Annotated in this window: 12 protein-coding genes and 1 pseudogene; 8 read left to right on the top strand and 5 right to left on the bottom strand. The window is 70.9% G+C overall.

The annotated features are described in order from the left end of the window. Window positions 1-72 precede the first annotated feature (72 nt). From ACFZDK_RS01570 to ACFZDK_RS01580, 3 genes are all read left to right on the top strand, one after another. Window positions 73-1,110: a glycosyltransferase gene (locus tag ACFZDK_RS01570; protein ID WP_390968702.1), complete on the top strand. Its 1,038-nt coding sequence runs from the start codon at window positions 73-75 to the stop codon at window positions 1,108-1,110. Between the two features lie 147 nt (window positions 1,111-1,257). Further along, the gene (gmd, locus tag ACFZDK_RS01575; protein WP_390968704.1) at window positions 1,258-2,292 is read left to right on the top strand and encodes a GDP-mannose 4,6-dehydratase; all 1,035 of its coding nucleotides are present in this window, start codon (window positions 1,258-1,260) and stop codon (window positions 2,290-2,292) included. Between the two features lie 60 nt (window positions 2,293-2,352). Further along, on the top strand, window positions 2,353-3,087 hold the full coding sequence (locus ACFZDK_RS01580; RefSeq protein ID WP_390968705.1) for a methyltransferase domain-containing protein: 735 nt from the start codon (window positions 2,353-2,355) through the stop codon (window positions 3,085-3,087). Window positions 3,088-3,205: 118 nt separating this feature from the next. On the opposite strand, the gene ACFZDK_RS01585 is transcribed toward ACFZDK_RS01580, so the two are convergent. After that, on the bottom strand, window positions 3,206-3,967 hold the full coding sequence (locus ACFZDK_RS01585; RefSeq protein WP_390968707.1) for a glycosyltransferase: 762 nt from the start codon (window positions 3,965-3,967) through the stop codon (window positions 3,206-3,208). 507 nt (window positions 3,968-4,474) lie between these two features. Here ACFZDK_RS01585 and ACFZDK_RS01590 point away from each other — a divergent pair. Together ACFZDK_RS01590 and ACFZDK_RS01595 are read left to right on the top strand one after the other, a co-directional pair. Beyond that, entirely contained in the window at window positions 4,475-5,947 is a 1,473-nt protein-coding gene (locus tag ACFZDK_RS01590) for an exopolysaccharide biosynthesis polyprenyl glycosylphosphotransferase (RefSeq protein ID WP_390968709.1), read from the top strand. A 34-nt stretch (window positions 5,948-5,981) separates the two neighbouring features. Further along, window positions 5,982-7,154 carry a hypothetical protein gene (locus ACFZDK_RS01595; protein ID WP_390968711.1) on the top strand — a complete coding sequence of 391 codons (1,173 nt, stop codon included), beginning with the start codon at window positions 5,982-5,984 and terminating at the stop codon, window positions 7,152-7,154. Window positions 7,155-7,353: 199 nt separating this feature from the next. Here ACFZDK_RS01595 and asnB read toward each other — a convergent pair whose 3' ends face one another. Both asnB and ACFZDK_RS01605 read right to left on the bottom strand, forming a co-directional pair. Further along, window positions 7,354-9,261 carry an asparagine synthase (glutamine-hydrolyzing) gene (asnB, locus tag ACFZDK_RS01600; RefSeq protein ID WP_390968712.1) on the bottom strand — a complete coding sequence of 636 codons (1,908 nt, stop codon included), beginning with the start codon at window positions 9,259-9,261 and terminating at the stop codon, window positions 7,354-7,356. Next, window positions 9,261-11,543 (bottom strand): Gfo/Idh/MocA family oxidoreductase, encoded by a 2,283-nt coding sequence (locus ACFZDK_RS01605; protein WP_390968714.1) that lies wholly within the window; start codon window positions 11,541-11,543, stop codon window positions 9,261-9,263. Before ACFZDK_RS01605 ends, asnB begins: the two co-directional genes overlap by 1 nt. 284 nt (window positions 11,544-11,827) lie before the next feature. Here ACFZDK_RS01605 and wecB point away from each other — a divergent pair, with 284 nt between their 5' ends. Continuing rightward, on the top strand, window positions 11,828-13,141 hold the full coding sequence (gene wecB / locus ACFZDK_RS01610; RefSeq protein ID WP_390968716.1) for a non-hydrolyzing UDP-N-acetylglucosamine 2-epimerase: 1,314 nt from the start codon (window positions 11,828-11,830) through the stop codon (window positions 13,139-13,141). Here wecB and wecC read toward each other — a convergent pair. Beyond that, window positions 13,043-14,341: pseudogene (wecC, locus tag ACFZDK_RS01615) on the bottom strand (UDP-N-acetyl-D-mannosamine dehydrogenase); the annotation flags it as partial. The gene wecB and the pseudogene wecC overlap by 99 nt on opposite strands. Window positions 14,342-14,477: 136 nt before the next feature. Between wecC and ACFZDK_RS01620 the strand changes: the two are divergent. Then, on the top strand, window positions 14,478-15,281 hold the full coding sequence (locus ACFZDK_RS01620) for a glycosyltransferase (RefSeq protein WP_390968718.1): 804 nt from the start codon (window positions 14,478-14,480) through the stop codon (window positions 15,279-15,281). Window positions 15,282-15,343: 62 nt separating this feature from the next. Next, window positions 15,344-16,336, top strand: coding sequence for an FkbM family methyltransferase (locus tag ACFZDK_RS01625; RefSeq protein ID WP_390968720.1), 993 nt, complete (start codon window positions 15,344-15,346; stop codon window positions 16,334-16,336). Here ACFZDK_RS01625 and ACFZDK_RS01630 read toward each other — a convergent pair whose 3' ends face one another. Further along, window positions 16,337-17,263: a hypothetical protein gene (locus tag ACFZDK_RS01630; RefSeq protein ID WP_390968722.1), complete on the bottom strand. Its 927-nt coding sequence runs from the start codon at window positions 17,261-17,263 to the stop codon at window positions 16,337-16,339. Window positions 17,264-17,437 lie beyond the last annotated feature (174 nt).

Below are 17,437 nucleotides of genomic sequence, written 5' to 3' on the forward strand. Positions count from 1 at the left end.
AGCCCGAATGCGTGCCACCCTGACCGCGACAAGGAAAGCCATCCCGGACCAGCGGCGTGAGAGAAGGCATACATGCGGATTTTGTTCTCGCCGGACATGTTCGTCAAGCAGAGATTCGGCGGAATCAGCCGGTACTTCGCGGAACTCCATGCCGGACTGAGAGAAGGTGGCGTCGATGCGCGCATCTTTGCCGGGTTGCACAGCAACGAGTACATCGAGGGGCGTGCCGTCAGGCATCTGCGCCGGATTCCTTCCACTCCCCGACTCGTCCTCAGCCGCGGTGCTTTCACGGCCTATGCGAACGCCCAACGGAAACGTCCGGTCATTCACCCGACCTACTACACGGCACGGCCGGTGTCCAGGAAATTTCCGCATGTCTGCACCTTTTACGACCTGATCCACGTCCGGTTCGCGCCCAGTGACGCCATCATCGACCGGCAGCGGTTCTGGGCCCGCCGGTCCGACCGGATCATCGCCATCTCGCACGCGACGGCCGACGACCTGGTGGACCTGATGCACGTGCCCCGACACAAGATCACCGTCATCCACCTCGGTACGCATGTCCCGCGTCAGCTGCCACGGAGGGACCCGGACGACTACTTGCTGTACGTGGGAACCCGGGACGGCTACAAGAACTGGTCGATCGTCACCGACGCCCTGAGGGCACCCGAGCTGGCCGGCCTGCGTCTGGTCTGCTGCGGCAGAGGTCCGACGGGCAAGGAGATCGAGCTTCTCGAAGTGCGCGGGCTGCGCAACCGGGTCGATTTCGTGCAGGCCGACGAGGAAACCCTGGACCGCCTCTACCGACGGGCTGTCGCACTCGTCTACCCCTCGCTCTACGAGGGGTTCGGCCTGCCTCCGCTCGAAGCGATGGCCCGGGGAGTTCCCGTCGTGGCTTCCAGGGCCTCCTCCATTCCGGAGGTCGTCGGTGATGCCGCCGTGCTCTTCGACCCGGAGGATTCCGAAGCCCTCGTGCACGCCGTCAGCACGCTCCTCGACGGCGCGACCCGCGAAGTATTCGCAGAGCGCGGTCGAGCCCGAGCGGAGATGTTTCCCTGGAGCAGAACCGTTCAGCAGACGATCGACGTCTACCGGGATCTCGTTTCCTGAGCCGAGGAGAAAAACGCCCGCAGTCAACACGTGGCGGCAATACGGGAAATCAGCGGGCTGGTTGCCTAGCCTGAAACGACCGTCATCCCCGCTTTTTGCGGCAGGGGATTCACCACCCATCCCAGAACCGATCCGCAGGGAGCTCGTGTGGGCGTCAAAAAGGCTCTTATCACCGGTATCACCGGCCAGGACGGATCCTATCTGACCGAACTTCTGCTGCAAAAGAACTACCAGGTCCATGGCATTGTCCGCCGTGCGTCGACGTTCAACACCCAGCGGATCGACCACCTCTACCAGGACCCGCACGGCACGGACGTCCGGCTCTTCACACACTACGGCGATCTGAGCGACGGTTCGCGGCTGGCTGCTCTGCTGGAGCAGGTGCAGCCGGACGAGATCTACCATCTCGCGGCGCAGTCCCATGTGCGGGTGTCGTTCGACGAGCCGGAGTTCACCGGCAACACCACCGGTCTGGGCACCGTCAGGCTGCTGGAGGCTGTCAGGATCACCGGTCTGCCGTGCCGTTTCTACCAGGCTTCCAGTTCGGAGATGTTCGGCGCCGCGCCGCCGCCCCAGCATGAGGGCACGCCTTTCCATCCCCGTTCTCCCTATGGGGTCGCCAAGGTCTACGCGTACTGGGCGACCCGTAACTACCGTGAGGCCTATGGCATGTATGCCGTCAACGGGATCCTCTTCAACCACGAATCGCCCCGGCGTGGTCCCACGTTCGTCACCCGCAAGATCGCGACGGCCGCCGCCCGTGTCAAGGCCGGTCTGCAGGACTCGCTCTACCTGGGCAATCTCGAGGCCCGGCGTGACTGGGGTTATGCCCGTGAGTACGTCGAGGCCATGTGGCTGATGCTGCAGCAGGAGCAGCCCGACGACTACGTCATCGCCACCGGTACCAGCCACAGCGTCCGCGACTTCGCGGAGCACTGTTTCGCCCATGTCGGCCTGGACTGGCGTGATCATGTCCGCTTCGACGAACGCTATCTGCGTCCCTCGGAGGTGGACGACCTGGTCGGCGACGGCTCCAAGGCCCACCGGATCCTCGGCTGGAAACCCTCCACCCACGCCCCCGAACTCGCACGCCTCATGGTCGACGCCGAACTGAATCGGCTGCTGCGCCCCTCGATCCCCGGGGCGGCCGACCGGGCGTCCCTGACCCCTGCGGCCGGGTGACCCATGGCTTCGGCATGCGGGATCTGCGGCGGAACGACGCGGATCACCCATCGGGGCACCGTGCTCGGACGGCATGAAGCGACCTATCGCATGTGCGGCGACTGCGCGTACTGGTTCGTCGAGGAGCCGCATTGGCTGGACGAGGCCTACTCCGAGGCCGTCGCGGCCATCGACACCGGTGTCGTGCAACGCAATCTGGACCTGTATCCGAGGCTGACCTCGGTGCTCGGCCGCATGTTCGACCCTGCCGGGGTCTATGTGGACTACGGAGCCGGATACGGTCTGCTGGTGCGATTGATGCGTGACGTCGGCCTGGACTTCTACTGGCAGGACGCCCACTGCGAGAACCTCTTCGCCCGGGGCTTCGAGTGGAACGCCGCTCGCGACAAGCCCGCCACTGCGGTGACCGCCGTGGAGGTGCTGGAACACGTGACGGATCCGGTCGCGTTCGTGGACACCTCGCTGCGGGAGACCGGCGCCCACTCCTTCATCCTGACGCAGCACCTCCACGACCTCACCGCCGACCCGTCGTGGTGGTATCTGGCGCCGCAGGCCGGCCAGCACATCTCCTTCTACGCGCCCCGGACCATGCATACGCTCGCGGAACGGCTCGGCATGACGTACCACGCGGCCGGCACGCTGCATCTGCTGACGAAGCGGACGTTCCGCGACGGCACGTTCGCCCGCGCCGCGCGACTGCACCGCCTCACCTATCCGTTGCTCAGGCGCCGTTTGGGTTCGCGGGTCGTCCAGGATCATCAGCTCCTCACCGGGCGGTCCTGCCACACCGGCTGAGGTAACACGCCGACGCGGCGGACGAGGGTGCCCAAGCGCATCGCGGACCGGCGAACCGGACACCCTCGCCACCCGCGCCCCCGGCCCGCACGGATGCGGCCGCTGCCGTCCGCCGGCCCTACCGCGGTCGCCGCGCCGTCACGGCCGACTCGACCGTGGCCCTGAGCGCACGGACCCGCACACTCCAGTCCCCGACCTCGCGCACCCGGCGCAGCGCCTCGTCCACGTGCGGCTGCCACCGATGCGGTGCCGCGAGGATGTCCAGGACCTGCTCGGCGGGTGCCGTCCAGTCGACCTCGACCACGGGGTTGTACCCCATGAGCCGGACCAGTTCCGCGGGTGCGTGGCCCAGCACCAGGCATCCCGAGGCCATGCTCTCGAAGTAGCGCTGGGTCGTGGTCTCGACCTCACCCGCGACTCCCGGATGGGTGAGCGAGCGCGGGAAGCAGACGGAGATCACCGTGTTCGAAAAACCGCGGTACAGGTCCGCCTCACGAGGAAACACCACGTCGCCGATCCGCTGCTCGTAGAGGTGCCGCCGAGTCGACCGTGCCGTGACGGCATCACGCACGGCGTCGTGCCACTTCTGATGGCGCCGCCCCAGTTCCAGCACGCCGATACTCCTGGCCGCGAGGGGGCGGCTCGGGTCATGCAGGGACAGCCGCGTCGCTTCGGGAAGGTGGACCACCCGGGTGTCCGGCAGTGCGCGCGCGAGGAAGAGGGCGGACTGTTCCGCCGCCACGAAGACGGCGGGGGGTCGCAAGCGGCGCAGGTGGCGCGTCCACAGCTCCCACTGCGGCTGCCAGACGTCCCAGCAGTACGGCACCACGTCCCCTGCCAGGGCAGCCGTGTAGAGCCTGCCGAACCCGGGCCCCATCATCGGCACGATGATCGGCCCGTTGCGGCGGCGAAACCGGGCGGGGAGACGCAGTCCGGGCTCGGCGAGAACGTATCCGATCTTTCGCCCCACCGGCTGGGGGCGAACCCGCACGCCCTGCTCGGCGAGCGCTCTGACGAAATACCGGATCGCGGAGTGGCACGCTCGGCCCGAAGGCGGGGGCAGGGAAACACGGAGAGGCACCGGCCGGTCCCGCTCCCGCTGCACCCCCGCATTCCTCATTTCATCGTCCACCATTCCACCATTCGCAAGAAAACAAGGCGCGTCTTTCAGTGCCGGATACTTTCAATGCCGGAGCAAGGAAATATAAACTCCGCGATACGGGGCGGCGTGTATTTCACGACCTCGAACGAGCCGGGGGTCTGCTCATCGGGTGAGAGTTCCGCCTGACCCAGCGGCGCGTCTCACTTCCCCCGAGGGCAGCCGTACACACTCGATCAGACCCTTTTTATCCCGCCTGGAGGGCGAATGTGGCTGTTCGGGGAGACCATGCCCCAGGTACCGGTAGCACGACATCCGCAGACAAGGGTCATACAGGAGCAGCCGTCGGCCGGCCGCCGCACCGGCAAACCGCTCTGGTACGCGCCCGCCGTCGTCCTCGGCGACGCGATCGGCGCCTTCCTGCCGGTGTACCTGACGATCGCCCCGCTCGCCGCCGCCCGTGCCGTGGCCTGCGCGACCGTCGCGGCTGCTGCCTGGCTGCTCGTGCGGGCCTCACGGCACCGCTATGCCGAGCGCCGTCTCGGTGAGGGCGAAAACCTGCGCCCCGTGCTGCAGGACTGGCTCGTTCTGGTCGGTCTGCTCGCGGTGGTGAGGTCGGCGACAGGCGAGGAGTCCTCCTTCTTCCTCGCCCTCGCCGCCCTGGTGCCCTCCGTGTCCGTGAGCGCGACCGTGCACGCTCTGGTCCACCGGCACTTGGTCGCCCGGCGCCGTGGTGGCGAAGGCGTCCGCCGGGCGCTGGTGATCGGCGAGGCGGACGCCGTCGACGGCCTGGTCGGCCACCTCGCGCGGCGGACGGACCACGAGTTCGTCGTCGTCGGCGTGTGCCCGATCGGTGACGAGGACCCGCAGGCACTGGCCCCCGTGGCCGCCCGCCTCGGCAGACAGACACCACCGCACATGGTGGCCGACGCCGCCCCGGTGCTGGAGGCGGCCCGGCGATTCGGCGTGGACGCGGTTCTCGTCGTCCCGGGACCGCACATGACCGGAACACGCCTGCGCCGGCTCTCCTGGGCCCTGCACGGCGAGGGATGCCGGCTCGTGGTCGTCCCGGGCCTGACCGAGGTCGCCGGTCGCCGGGTGGGAATCTTCTCTGTCGCCGGGCTCACCATGCTGAACGTCGCCCCGCCCCTGACCCGCGGGCTCGCCGCACTCCTCAAGTCGGTGACCGACCGGCTGGGCGCGGCGCTGCTGATCGTGCTGCTCGCCCCGGTGTTCGCGGCGGTCGCTCTGGCCGTGCGCCTGGACTCCCCGGGGCCCGTCGTGCACCGGCAGACGCGCATCGGCCGTGGGGGAGTGCCCTTCACCATGGCGAAGTTCCGCACCATGGTCGCCGACGCGGAGCGGCTGCGGCAGCAACTGGCCGGGACCAACGAACAGGACGGCCTGATGTTCAAGATCCGTAACGACCCGAGGATCACCCGGGTCGGCCGGGTGCTGCGGAGCTGCTCCCTGGACGAACTGCCCCAGCTGTTCAACGTGGTACGGGGACACATGTCCCTGGTCGGCCCACGTCCACCGCTGCCGGACGAGGCCGCCGGTTACGACGAGGTCGAGTCGCGCCGCCTGGCCGTCAAGCCGGGTCTCACCGGCCTCTGGCAGGTCAGTGGCCGCTCGGACCTGTCGTGGGACGAGACCATCGCGCTGGACCTGAGATACGTGGACAACTGGTCGCCGTCCGGGGACCTCGGTGTACTGATGCGGACGGTGCGGGCGGTGGTGGCGCGAACCGGCGCCTACTGACCGCCGACAGCACCACGACCTCCCGGGAAGGACCATGCGGCACATCACCGGCAGACGCCTCCGTGATCTCTCCGGCCCCGACGAAAGCACCGGCGGCACCACGGACGTGCTCGACCTCGCCGACCGGCTCTTCCAGTGGGCCGACGCCCGCGCCTGGGCGGGCCCCGACCCGTACGACGGGCTCACCGGACCGCTGGGACGGCTGGCCGCGCACCGTGTGCTGCGCCAGGTACTCCTGCAGGCCGTCAAACGCAGCCCGGCCGACCTGCGACCGGCCCTGGGCATCCGCCCGCTGCGCACCGCCACGGCCACCGGCTGCGCCGCCGGTGCCTGCGCCCGGCTCTCCGCGTCACCGGTGTGGCGCGAGCGGGCCGTGCGCCTGGGCCGGTGGACGGCGGCCGAGCAGTTGTCCGGGCGCTACGCCGGGCTGTGGCGCTACGAGTTCGACGTACAGACCCGCTGGTCGTACTACCCGGCCTCGGTCCCCAACCTGGTGGCCACCACCTTCTGCGCGGACGGCTGCCTGGACGCCGGGACACTCGGCGGCGAGGCGGCGGGGGCGCTCGCCCGCGGGCTGCTGGCGCACCTGCACAACGGCGAGTTCTTCACCTACACCCCGACCAGCGGCGTCCTGGTCCACAACGCCAATCTCATGGGCGCCGCGCTCGCCGCCCGCCTGGCCCGCACCACGCCCCTGTCCGCGGCCCTGGCGGACCGGCTGGCCGACGCGGCCCGTCGAGCGGTCGAGGTGAACCTGGCGGGCCAGCGCCCCGACGGCTCCTGGCCGTACGGCCCAGGACCGGGCCTGGACTGGGTGGACGGCTTCCACACCGGGTACGTGCTGCTGCGCCTCGACCAGGCCGCGACCCTGCTCGGCATGGACGTGCGGGCCCCGCTCGAACGCGGGGTGGACCACTATCTGCGGCACTTCTTCGACGGTCCGCTGCCCCGCTACTTCGCGGGTGCCCGGACCCGACGCGACCCGAACAACGACGCCACGGCGGTACGGATGGCGGCGTGGGCGGCCGAACGCGGCTTCACCGGCACCGGTTTCGCCAGGGAGGTGCTGGCGGCGGTCGTGGACCGCTACCCCGGCCTCGGCACCGGCACCTCCAGGAGGAACAGCGCCCTGTGGGAGTCACCCCGATGGAGCGCCGCCCCCCTCCTGGACGCACTGACCGCCCTGCACGTCGTGCTGCCGTGGTGAGACCGCGTGCGGTCACCCCGGCCGGCCGGTCGACGGCGGCCGCCTCACAGCGGGCAAGGACGTCCCCGGCCCGCCCGCCGCGCTCCTCGCACGACGACCGGGCGGGGCACGTGCGGCCCCCTGCCGTTGCGGCCGGCGAGGTCCAGCCGCCGCACCCGCGAGCTTGGCCCCCGCCCGGCTCCGGCTCCGGCTGCGGCCCTCAGCCGGCCCCGGCCGCCTCGTACCCCGCCAGGACCTCCGCCGTCCGGCCCGCGCCGCCCGCCGCGTACCGCTCCCACCACACGGCCGCACACAGCAGCCCGAACACGGCGAGGCCACGGTCACGTCGGCCGTGCACGTGCTCGGCGACGAAACGGTCCGCCGTGCGTCGGTCGAAGAGGTCGTCGAACAGCGGGGAGCGCCGTACCTCGGTCCACAGCCGGTCGCCGTGCTCGCGCAGTAGCGACCGCACCGGCGCCCCGAACCCCGTCTTGGGGCGCCGGGCGACGAACTCCGGCACGCCGGAGGCCACCGCGGCCGCGCGGAAGCGCGCCTTGCCGTTCCCCATCCGCAGCTGCTCCTCCGGGGCGGCACCGAGAGCGGCGGCCACCACCGGCTCCGCCAGGAACGGCACCCGCAGCTCCACGCTCGCACGCATCGACGCGCGGTCGCCGTACAGCAGGTTCAGTCCCGGCAGGAACAGCCGCCGGTCGCACTCCGCCAGCGCCGCGAGGGGCGTTCCGCCCGCGTCCAGCACGGTGCCGGCCACCTCACGGTGCCGCTCGGTGACCGCGTCCAGCCGCACGAGGGGTGACAGCGCCGCCCACTCCTTCCCGGAGTAGTACGACTGCGTCGCCCACGCCCAGTCGCGGGCACCGAGCTGGAGCAGCCGCCCGAACTTGTCCGCGCGGCCCCGGTAACGACGGGGCGCGGGAACCAGTGTGGCGGCGCCGAAGGTCGGGCGCGTCCAGGCGGGAAGCTGTTGCAGCAGCAGGACGGCCTGGTAGCGCTCGTAGCCCAGGAACAGCTCTTCGACGCCCAGCCCCGACAACAGCACCGTTGCCCTGTCGCGGGCGGCGCGGGACAACTGCATGAGGGCGACGGCGGCGGGGTCCCCGAACGGCAGCTCCATGGTGGTCACCAGCTCGGGGATCCGGCGCAGCACGTCGACGTCGAGGTCGACCCAGGCCAGCGGCAGGCCGAACTCGTCGGCTACCCGGGCGGCGTAGGGCGCGTCCTCCTCGAACGGCTCCGTGCCGGGCATCGCGGTGCGCGACCTGGCGCTGAAGGCGGGTCCGGTGAAGCCCTCCCTGAGGAGTTCCACGCCCAGCCAGGTGCTGTCCAGGCCTCCGCTGAGCAGCAGCCCCACCTTCACATCGGCCCGCACCTGACGCGCGACCGACTCACGGACAGCGGCGGCGATGTCCGCGGCGGGCGCGAGGGCGGGAGCGCGCCACCAGGTCGACGCCTCGTCGTACGCGGGCCCGCGCCGGGACAGCACCGTCCCGGCCGGTACGGCACGCACGCGCTGCCAGCCGGTCCGCGGCGGCGGTGTCCACAGGAACATGGCACCCTGCGCCACCGCGACCGGGTCGGCGCCCCCGGTCAGCCCCGCGGCCCGCAGCGGTTCGATCTCGCTGGCGAGGCCGACCATGTGCCCCGCCGCGTCGGCCGCCACGTACAGCGGTTTGACGCCCAGCCGGTCACGTCCGTAGCGCACCTCGCCGTCGGGCAGGACGAGGGCGAAGGCGAACATGCCGTCCACCTGGTCGAGCAGCCGTGGCGCGTCCGGTTGCAGCAACAGTTCGTAGAGGACCTCCGTGTCGCCCTCGGTCGTGAACCTCACGTGCCGCCCGCGCAGCAGCTCGCGCAGGTACGGCGCGTTGTAGACCTCGCCGTTGTAGACCAGCACGCCCCGTTCGGGCGAGCCGAAGGGCTGACCGCTCCTCGGATCGAGGTCCACGACGGCCAGGCGGCGGAAGTGCAGCGCCGCCCGCCAGCCGGGGCCGACGAGGGTGAGGTGGCCGCTCGCGTCGGGGCCGCGGTGGGCGAGCGCCCCGCACGGGTCGGGCAGCGACCGCGACCGGCTGTGCGCGGCCCCGTTCAGCAGGACGAGGAAGCCGCACATCACAGCACCTCCGTGGTCGACGTGAGGCCGTCCGCAGGCCCGCCCGGGTCGGGCACGGTGGCAGCGACGGCAGGGAGCTGCGGGCGCCCAAGGGCTCCGGCCAGGGCCGGTGTCGCAGGAGTGCAGTCGACCGGCCGGTCCTCCGTGAGAGAGCGGGCCGCCCGGCAGGTGACGAGGGAACTCTCCAGCGCCGAGGCGAAGCCCGCGGCGGCGGCGGTCCCGGTGTCGAGCGACTCCCCGCGGACCAGGCGGACCAGGGTGCGCATCTCCGCGGCGTGTCCCTTGGGCGCACCCCGGTACGTGGTCGTCTTGGGCCTGCCTCCCGTCCACACGGTGAGCGTGCGGAAGTCGTCGATCCTCGCGGCCACCCCGTCGCCGGCGACCTCCAGGAGTTCCTTGGGCGCGCCGGGCGGTGTGAGCCCCCCGTACACGACGGACGCGGACGAGCCGTCGTCGTACGCGATCTGGAGGGTGACGCTCTGCGCGGTGGCGGGGTCCGCGGTGTCCACGCCGGTGGCCCGCACCCGGACCGGCCGGCCGGGCACGAGGAAGCCTGCGGTGTCGACGAAGTGGCACACCTCGCCGAGCAGCCGGCCGCCCTGTCCGGGCTGGAAGTACCAGTGGTCGGCCGGGAGCCGGCCCGCGAACACCCGGTAGACGACCTGGAGCGGCGCTCCCGCGGGCAGCACGGCCCGCAGGTCCGCGACGGCGGGCGCGAACCGCCGGTTGAACCCGGCCATCGCCGGGGCGCCGGAGGCCGACCATGCCCGGGCGACGTCCTCCAGTTCCGTCTCCGTGAGGCCCACCGGCTTCTCGCAGTACAGGGCCCTGCCACCGCGCAGCACCCCGGCCGCGTACCGGCCGTGGCTGTTGTGGCGGCTGAGCACCATCACGCAGTCCGCTCCACCCGACGCCAGGCCGGCGTCGACGCTCTCCGCGACCTGGTCGAACCCCCACCGCCGGCCCTGGTGCGCGGCGGACAGGCCGCGTCCGCCGGCGACCCAGGAGAAGGCGACGCCGGCTTCGCGCTTCAGCTCGGGAAAGAGCGTCCGCGTCGCGAAGTTGCCCGCGCCGATGGCCGCGATCCGCAGCGTGCCGCGCGGGGCGGTCCAGGTGCGGGGTGCGGTGCGCGGGGCCGGCGGCGACGGCAGCTGCGCGGTGCCGGGGTAGCGCAGCAGCAGGGCGACGCTGCGATCACCGGGCGACGGCTTGAGCGCCTCGTACGCCTCGGCCGCGTCCTCCACGGCGAAGATCCGCGGCTTCAGGTCGGCGAAGTCCACGGCGCCCGTCTGAAGGAGCCGCAGCACCTCGGCGAGGTTGCGCCGTTCCGTCCACGGCACATAGCCCTCGGGGTAGGGATGGCCGCCCTCTTCGAAGCGGGGGTCGTAGCGGCCGGGGCCGTAGGACCTCGCGTAACGGATCGTCAGTTCCTTGTGGTAGTACGACGACCGGGGCGGCGCGACGCCCACGTCGCCGACGACCACCACGGTGGCCCGGTCGCGGGCGAGACGGCCCGCGAACTCGACGGGGTCGGGACTGGGTGTGGCCGCGGTGATGAGCACGGCGTCCGCGCCGGCGCCCGCCCAGCGCCGCAGGACCAGGCGCGGCAGACCGTCCGCGTCCCGTGGGAAGGCGGTGAGCCCGGCGGACTCGGCGAGCGCCACCATGGCCGGGTCGGGGTCGATGCCCACTGCGTCGTAGCCGTAGCCCCGCAGCAGCCGGAGCGTGATCTGGCCGAGCAGGCCGAGGCCGATGACGGCGATCCGGGAACCGGGCGCGACCTCGGCCTGGTGGATGCCCTGCAGCGCGATGGCGCCGACCGTGGCGAATGCGGCCCACCGGGTGTCCACCCCGTCCGGCACCGGCACCACGAGGTTGCCCGGGACCGCGACGATCTCCGCGTGCGACGCGTAACGGGCCCCTGCGGCGGCCACCCGCATGCCTGGGCGGAGGTCGTCGACGCCCTCCCCCGTCCGCAGCACCGTCCCCGCGCAGGAGTAGCCGAGCTGCACCGGCCGGTTCAGACGGTCCCTGACGGTCCGGTAGGTGTCCGCGAGCCCTGCCCGCTTCACGCTGTCGATCACCTGGGCGACCTGGTCGGGGCGCTGCCGCGCCTTGCCGATCAGGCCCTTCGCGCCGGTGGAGACGGTCGCCCGCTCCGTACCCGCACTGATGAGCGACCAGTCGTTGCGGATGACCACCGTCCCGGCGGCCGCCTCGGGGGCGGGAACATCCGCCACCGTGATGGAACCGGTGCGCGGGGACAGGAGCACTGTCTTCACTTACCTGCCTTACGGAAGTAATCGCTGGTCGGGAGGGTGGCCGCGAGCCACGGCGCACTGTAGGGGCGGGCCGTTCCCCGCCACGCGGGTCCGTCCCGCGCAAAGGGCCAGACGGACGAAGATCTCCATACGCGGGGGTGAACGCGCCGACGGCATGACCCGGAATCGTCGCGGAACACCCATTCACTGGTGCCCGCGGAGCGCCTCGTCCGCTCCGCGGACACCACGGCCACCGGTGTGGTCCGCCCGGGGTGCGGTCCGGCGCCGCTCGGAAGGAGACTCGGGTGAAGCGACTGATGGTCGTCTACGGGACAAGGCCGGAGGCCATCAAACTGGCCCCGGTCATCGAGGAGCTCGGGCGATCCCGGATGTTCCGGCCGACGGTGACGGTGACCGCCCAGCACCGCGGGCTGCTCGACCAGGTACACGCGTTGTTCGGCATCCGCACCGACCACGACCTGGACATCCTCACCCAGGGCCAGTCCCTCGCCGACATCACCGTGCGCGCCCTCGAGGGACTGTGCCCCCTGCTGCGGCGGGAACGCCCGGACGCGGTGCTGGTCCAGGGCGACACCACGACCGCGTTCGTCGGGGCCCTCGCCGCCTTCTACAGCCGTATCCCCGTGGTCCACCTGGAGGCAGGCCTGCGCACCGACGACCGGTACGCGCCCTTCCCCGAGGAGATCAACCGCCGGCTCGCCACCCAGTTGGCCTCGCTGCACCTGGCGCCCACACCGCACGCCCGTGACAACCTCCTGCGGGACGGTGTCCCCCCGCCGTCCGTCCTGGTCACCGGGAACACGGTCATCGACGCCCTGCGCTGGGCGGTCGGGCGCAGGGCGCACTACGGCGACCCGGCGCTGGCCGACCTCGACGACACAGCCCGCCGGGTCCTGCTGGTGACGGCTCACCGCCGTGAGTCGTGGGGCAGCGGCATGGAGCGCATCGGCGGCGCCCTCGCCGACCTCGCCCGTACCGAGCCCGACCTCCTCATCGTGCTGCCGCTGCACCCCAACCCGGTGGTACGGGCGGCGATCCTGCCCCAGCTGTCGGGGGTGCGGAACGTCCGGCTGACGGAGCCGCTCGAGTACGGCGCCTTCGCCCGGCTGCTGGACCGCTCGCACCTGATCCTGACCGACAGCGGCGGCCTCCAGGAGGAGGGGCCGGGCCTGGGCAAGCCGGTGCTGGTCATGCGGGACACCACAGAACGTCCCGAGGCCCTGAGGGCGGGCGCGTCCCGGCTGGTGGGCACCGACCGGGAACGCATCGTGAAGGAGGTGCGGCGCCTCCTGCACGAACGGGAGGCGTACGCCGCGATGGCGAAGGCCGTCAACCCCTATGGCGACGGGCGCGCCGCGGACCGGACCGTACGGGCGATCGGCCACTGGATGGGGGTGTGCGGCCGCCCGGCGGAGTTCACGGGCGGCGGTGGCGGGTCAGCGCCACAGACCACGGGTGTCGAACACAGCCTTGCCGCGCAGCGCGGTCCGCTTGACGTCTCGGAAGGCGTCGTGGTCCACGAGCAGGACGACGATGTCCGCGTCCCGCACGGCGGTGGTGACGTCGACCAGTTCGGCCACACCCGTGCATGCCAGTGACCCGGGCAGCTCACGGATGTGCGGCTCCGCCACCAGCAGCCGGCCGACCCGCAGCTCGGCCAGCCGTGTGGTGATGCGCAGGGCGGGGCTCTCCCGCAAGTCGTCGATGTTCGCCTTGAAGGCCAGGCCGAGGCAGGCGATCACCGGGTCCTTGAACCGTCCGGCCGTACTGACCACCTCGGCGAGCACGTGATCGGGCCGCTCGTCGTTGACCTCGCGGGCGAGGCGGACGAGCCGGGCCTGCCGGGGCGCGGCGGAGACGATGAACCAGGGATCCACGGCGATGCAGTGCCCGCCGACGCCCGGCCCTGGCCGCAGGATGTCGACGCGGGGGTGCCGGTTGGCCAGGTCGATGACGTCCGCGGCGTCGATGCCGAGTTGCTCGCAGATCACGGAAAGCTCGTTGGCGAAGGCGATGTTGACGTCCCGGAAGGCGTTCTCGCTGAGCTTGGCCATCTCCGCCGTCGTGGCGTCGGTGAGCAGGCACTCTCCCTTGGCGAACACCTCGTACAGCGTCCGCGCCCGCTCGGCGCAGCCCGCTCCGACGCCCCCGACGACCCGGTCGTTGGTCACGATCTCGATCATGGTCCGGCCGGGCAGGACTCGCTCCGGGCAGTGGGCGACCCGCACGTCGGGGGCGTCCGCCGCCTGATGCGGGAACGTCAGGTCGGGCCGGTGTCTGCTGAGCCACCGGCACAACTCGACGGTGGTGCCGGGCGGCGAGGTGGACTCCAGGACGACGAGGTCGCCCGTCTTGAGCACCTCGGCCACCGAGGCGGCGGCGGCCCGCACGTACGACAGGTCCGCGGTGCGGTCGTCCTGGAGCGGGGTGGGCACGGCGATGACGAACGCGTCGGCGGCCTCGGGCACCGTGGTCGCCCGCAGTCGGCCCATGGCCATGGCCTCGCTCACCGCCATGGCCAGGTCCGGCTCGACGAAGGGGGTACGGCCCGCGTTGACGAGGTCGACGGTGACCGGGTTGACGTCGACACCGACGACGTCGATCCCGTTGGTGGCGAGGGCGGCGGCGGTGGGCAGGCCGATGTAGCCGAGGCCGACGACGCAGACGGTGGAGAACACCGGGAGGATTCCTTTCCTCGAAGTGCCGGGGAACGAAAGGCGTGCCGCGGACGGGGACCGGTCCCGAGGAAGTCCGCGGAAATCTCCGGAAGGCACCCCACAGAATGGACCGAAGAACACGCATCGTCTGCCCAGCGCGCCGCACCGAGGGTGAACTCACCTGTTCCCTCCGCACGGCGGCGGCATGTCGTCGCGCCCTCGGTGTAGCACTTGAGTACGGCCGCACGGCACGACGAAGGAAACCGGAGGCTGCGCAGTGGACTTCTGTACTTCCCCGCGGGTGCGGATGGTGGTGCCGACCAACGGCGAGCGCCCCGAATACCTGGAGGAATGCCTGACTTCCATCCGGCGCCAATGGGAACCCGTGGACGTCGTGGTCGTCGGCCCGGAGCGAGCGGCTCCCGTGCTGCGCGCGGCGGCGCGGCGGCACGGCTGCCGGTTCCTGGCCGAGAGCCGGCGAGGGCTCAGCAACGCCGTCAACCAGGGCTGGCTGGGAGCCACCACGGACTATCTGGCCTGGCTCGGCGACGACGACCTGCTCACCGAGGGAAGCCTGGCCGCGGCCTGCGAGGAACTCGACCGCAGGCCCGACGCCGCGATGGTGTACGGGCGCCTGGAGGTGATCGACTCCGCCGGGGGAACGCTGTACACCCTGCGCCCCGGCACGTTCGCCTCCTGGTTCTTCCGGTACGGCCAGAACTGGGTGGGCCAGCCGGGGTCCCTCTACCGGCGCACGGCCGTGCGGGACGTGGGCGTGCTGGATCCCGCCCTGCGCTACACGATGGACTTCGACCTCCACCTTCGTCTGCGGCGATGCGGACGGATGGCCTACCTGCCGCGCGTGCTCGGACGCTTCCGCGTCCATCCCACGTCGCTGACGGTGACCAATCCCCAGCCGTACGACGAGGTCCGACGCGTCATGCGCCGCTATCTCGGCCCGAAAGCGCGCTTCTGGGAGAACTGCTGGTGGCCCGTCGCACGAGGCGTCAGCCGAGGATGGGGCACATTCATGAAGCTCCCTTTCCTGCTGCGCCCCGCGGAAAGCAGCGCGTCAAAATAACACGGGAAACATGGCTCTGCTATGTTGCCCGAGTGACTGATTCTGCCACGGCCTCCAGGGAAATGACGCCGAATAGAATTGCTCAGGCTCTGCTGTCCTGGGCGACAATGACGTACGGCGGCTCCACCGGGCGGGTCATCAGAGCTTCGGCGCAGCGCACCCGTCGTTTCTGGGCAGCACACGGCGACCCGTACATCACCTGCCGGGTGGCGGGCCGGGAACTCGTGATGCCACTGTCCCACGACCTGCCCGTCATCCTCTCCGGGTGGCCGCACTATTCGCAGAATCTGGCCCGCCTGACCGCCCTGGCCGCGAAGGACCGTCAGGACTTCACGATGGTGGACATCGGCGCGAACATCGGCGACACGGCGGTACTCATGCGCGGAGCCGTCACCGCCCCGGTCCTCTGCGTGGAGGGAGACGGGCTCTTTCTCCGCTTTCTCCGCCGTAACCTGCGGCACCTGGACGACATCGAGATCGAGGAAGCGTACGTCGCGACGTCCCGCGAGGACATCGGTCGCTCTCACGCCGTCCTGCGGCAGGCGGGCACGGCGGCGCTGGTCCCTTCGGGCTCGGATGTGGCCCCGACGCGTCCCTTCCGGTCGCTGACGGACATCCTGAGTTCGCATCCGCGCTTCTCGTCACCGGGTTTCGTGAAGATCGACACGGACGGAGCGGACCCCCGCATCATCGTCGCCAACGCGGAACTGCTCGCCCGCGCGCGTCCTGTCGTCTTCTTCGAGTTCGCGCCCCTCTGGGCCGCCAAGGCGGGTGACGACAACCCGTACCGCGCGATCACGGCGCTCGCCGAGGCCGGCTATCAAGGAGCGCTCGTCTACGCCAACACCGGGGAACTCCTGCTCGTGACGCGGCTCACCGAGCCCCACCTGTGGCAGGACCTCGGCCGTTACACGCTGTCCCGCGGGCCGCGGACCCACGGGCAGGGCTCGTACTACGACGTCGCGGCCTTCCACGCCGACGATGCCGGTCTCTTCGAGGAGGCCAGTGCGGCGGAGCGGGTCTTCTTCGACGGCGCGACCGCCGCGTCCGCCTGATCAGACCCCGAACGTCTCGGCGATCGACACGTCCCTGTTCTCGTCCACCACGTGCACGCCGAGATCGCGCATCGAACGCAGCGACTGCGCGTGGTCGTCCCCCGTGTACGTCGGCTCACCGCTCAGGCCGCGGGCGGTCCGGAGACGGGAACGGACGAAGCCGGCTTCGGGCGTCAGGCTCCACAGGCCGCCGGCGACGTCCGCACGCACGAAGAACGCGTTGACGCCGTTGCTGCCGACACCGACGAGGCGGTATCCCAGCTCGGTCCCGAGATGGTGGAGGGCCCCGAGAGAGGCGCCGAAGTACAGGCCGGTGTGGTGCGCCCTCGACGCCATGAAATCGGGACGGTAGGGAACGGTCACGGCTTTCTCGGCTCCGAAGACACTGTTGTACTCGACCACGACGATCCACGGCGAAACGGCCCGGACGGCCCGCCACACCCAGTAGTCGACCCCGTCGATGTCGATCGAGAGAATGCCGACATCGCCTCGGATGCCGGTTTTCACGATCAACTCGTCGATGTTTTCCGCGGTGACGAACGCCGATACCGGCTCGATGCTCCACTGCCATGCCATCCCGCTGCGCCGAAGGAATTCGACGTGAGCTGTGCCGCCGTTGAAGATCGCACCGCGCCAGTTGTCCTTCATCGCCAGGAAACGAGTATTGGCCTCCGAGTAGTCACCGACCCCGACCTCGATGAACACGTCGGGCGGGGCGAGCTGAGACACCAGGAACTGCAGGATGCCGTCCTCGCCCCCCTGCGAGAACACCTTGAACTCGGCGTCCCGAAGCCGCCGCGGTTCCGGCAGCAGGGCCGCCAGCCGGCTCTCCATGGCTCCCACCGAGAAGCGCAGTTCATCGATCCTGGCCTGGACTCCTCGACTGACGGCCCTTTGGGTGAGGCCCAGAACGGCGTTTTTCAGCACTTGGGAACCGTATCAAGGAGGCCGAACGATGCACGCTTCGACGAGTAGGGCGGAATTTCACGGCCGCGGAGCTTCGCCCGTTTGGAGCAGCCGGGTTCACCGGGTCAAGGCGCTCAACCGCATCCCGTTCGGACGGGCCCTTCACAACGGCCTTCGTCGTGGCGGTCGTCCGCC

Origin of the sequence: Streptomyces sp. NPDC007901 (assembly GCF_042959465.1) — a bacterium.
In the GTDB taxonomy this organism is placed as follows: Bacteria; Actinomycetota; Actinomycetes; order Streptomycetales; family Streptomycetaceae; genus Streptomyces.

Excerpts from the sequence above, each read along its gene's own strand:
- asnB (WP_390968712.1), bottom strand. The coding sequence starts at position 9,261 with ATGTGCGGCTTCCTCGTCCTGCTGAACGGGGCCGCGCACAGCCGGTCG.
- ACFZDK_RS01595 (WP_390968711.1), top strand. The coding sequence starts at position 5,982 with ATGCGGCACATCACCGGCAGACGCCTCCGTGATCTCTCCGGCCCCGAC.
- ACFZDK_RS01585 (WP_390968707.1), bottom strand. The coding sequence starts at position 3,967 with ATGATGGGGCCCGGGTTCGGCAGGCTCTACACGGCTGCCCTGGCAGGG.
- ACFZDK_RS01625 (WP_390968720.1), top strand. The coding sequence starts at position 15,344 with ATGACGCCGAATAGAATTGCTCAGGCTCTGCTGTCCTGGGCGACAATG.
- ACFZDK_RS01570 (WP_390968702.1), top strand. The coding sequence starts at position 73 with ATGCGGATTTTGTTCTCGCCGGACATGTTCGTCAAGCAGAGATTCGGC.
- ACFZDK_RS01590 (WP_390968709.1), top strand. The coding sequence starts at position 4,475 with ATGCCCCAGGTACCGGTAGCACGACATCCGCAGACAAGGGTCATACAG.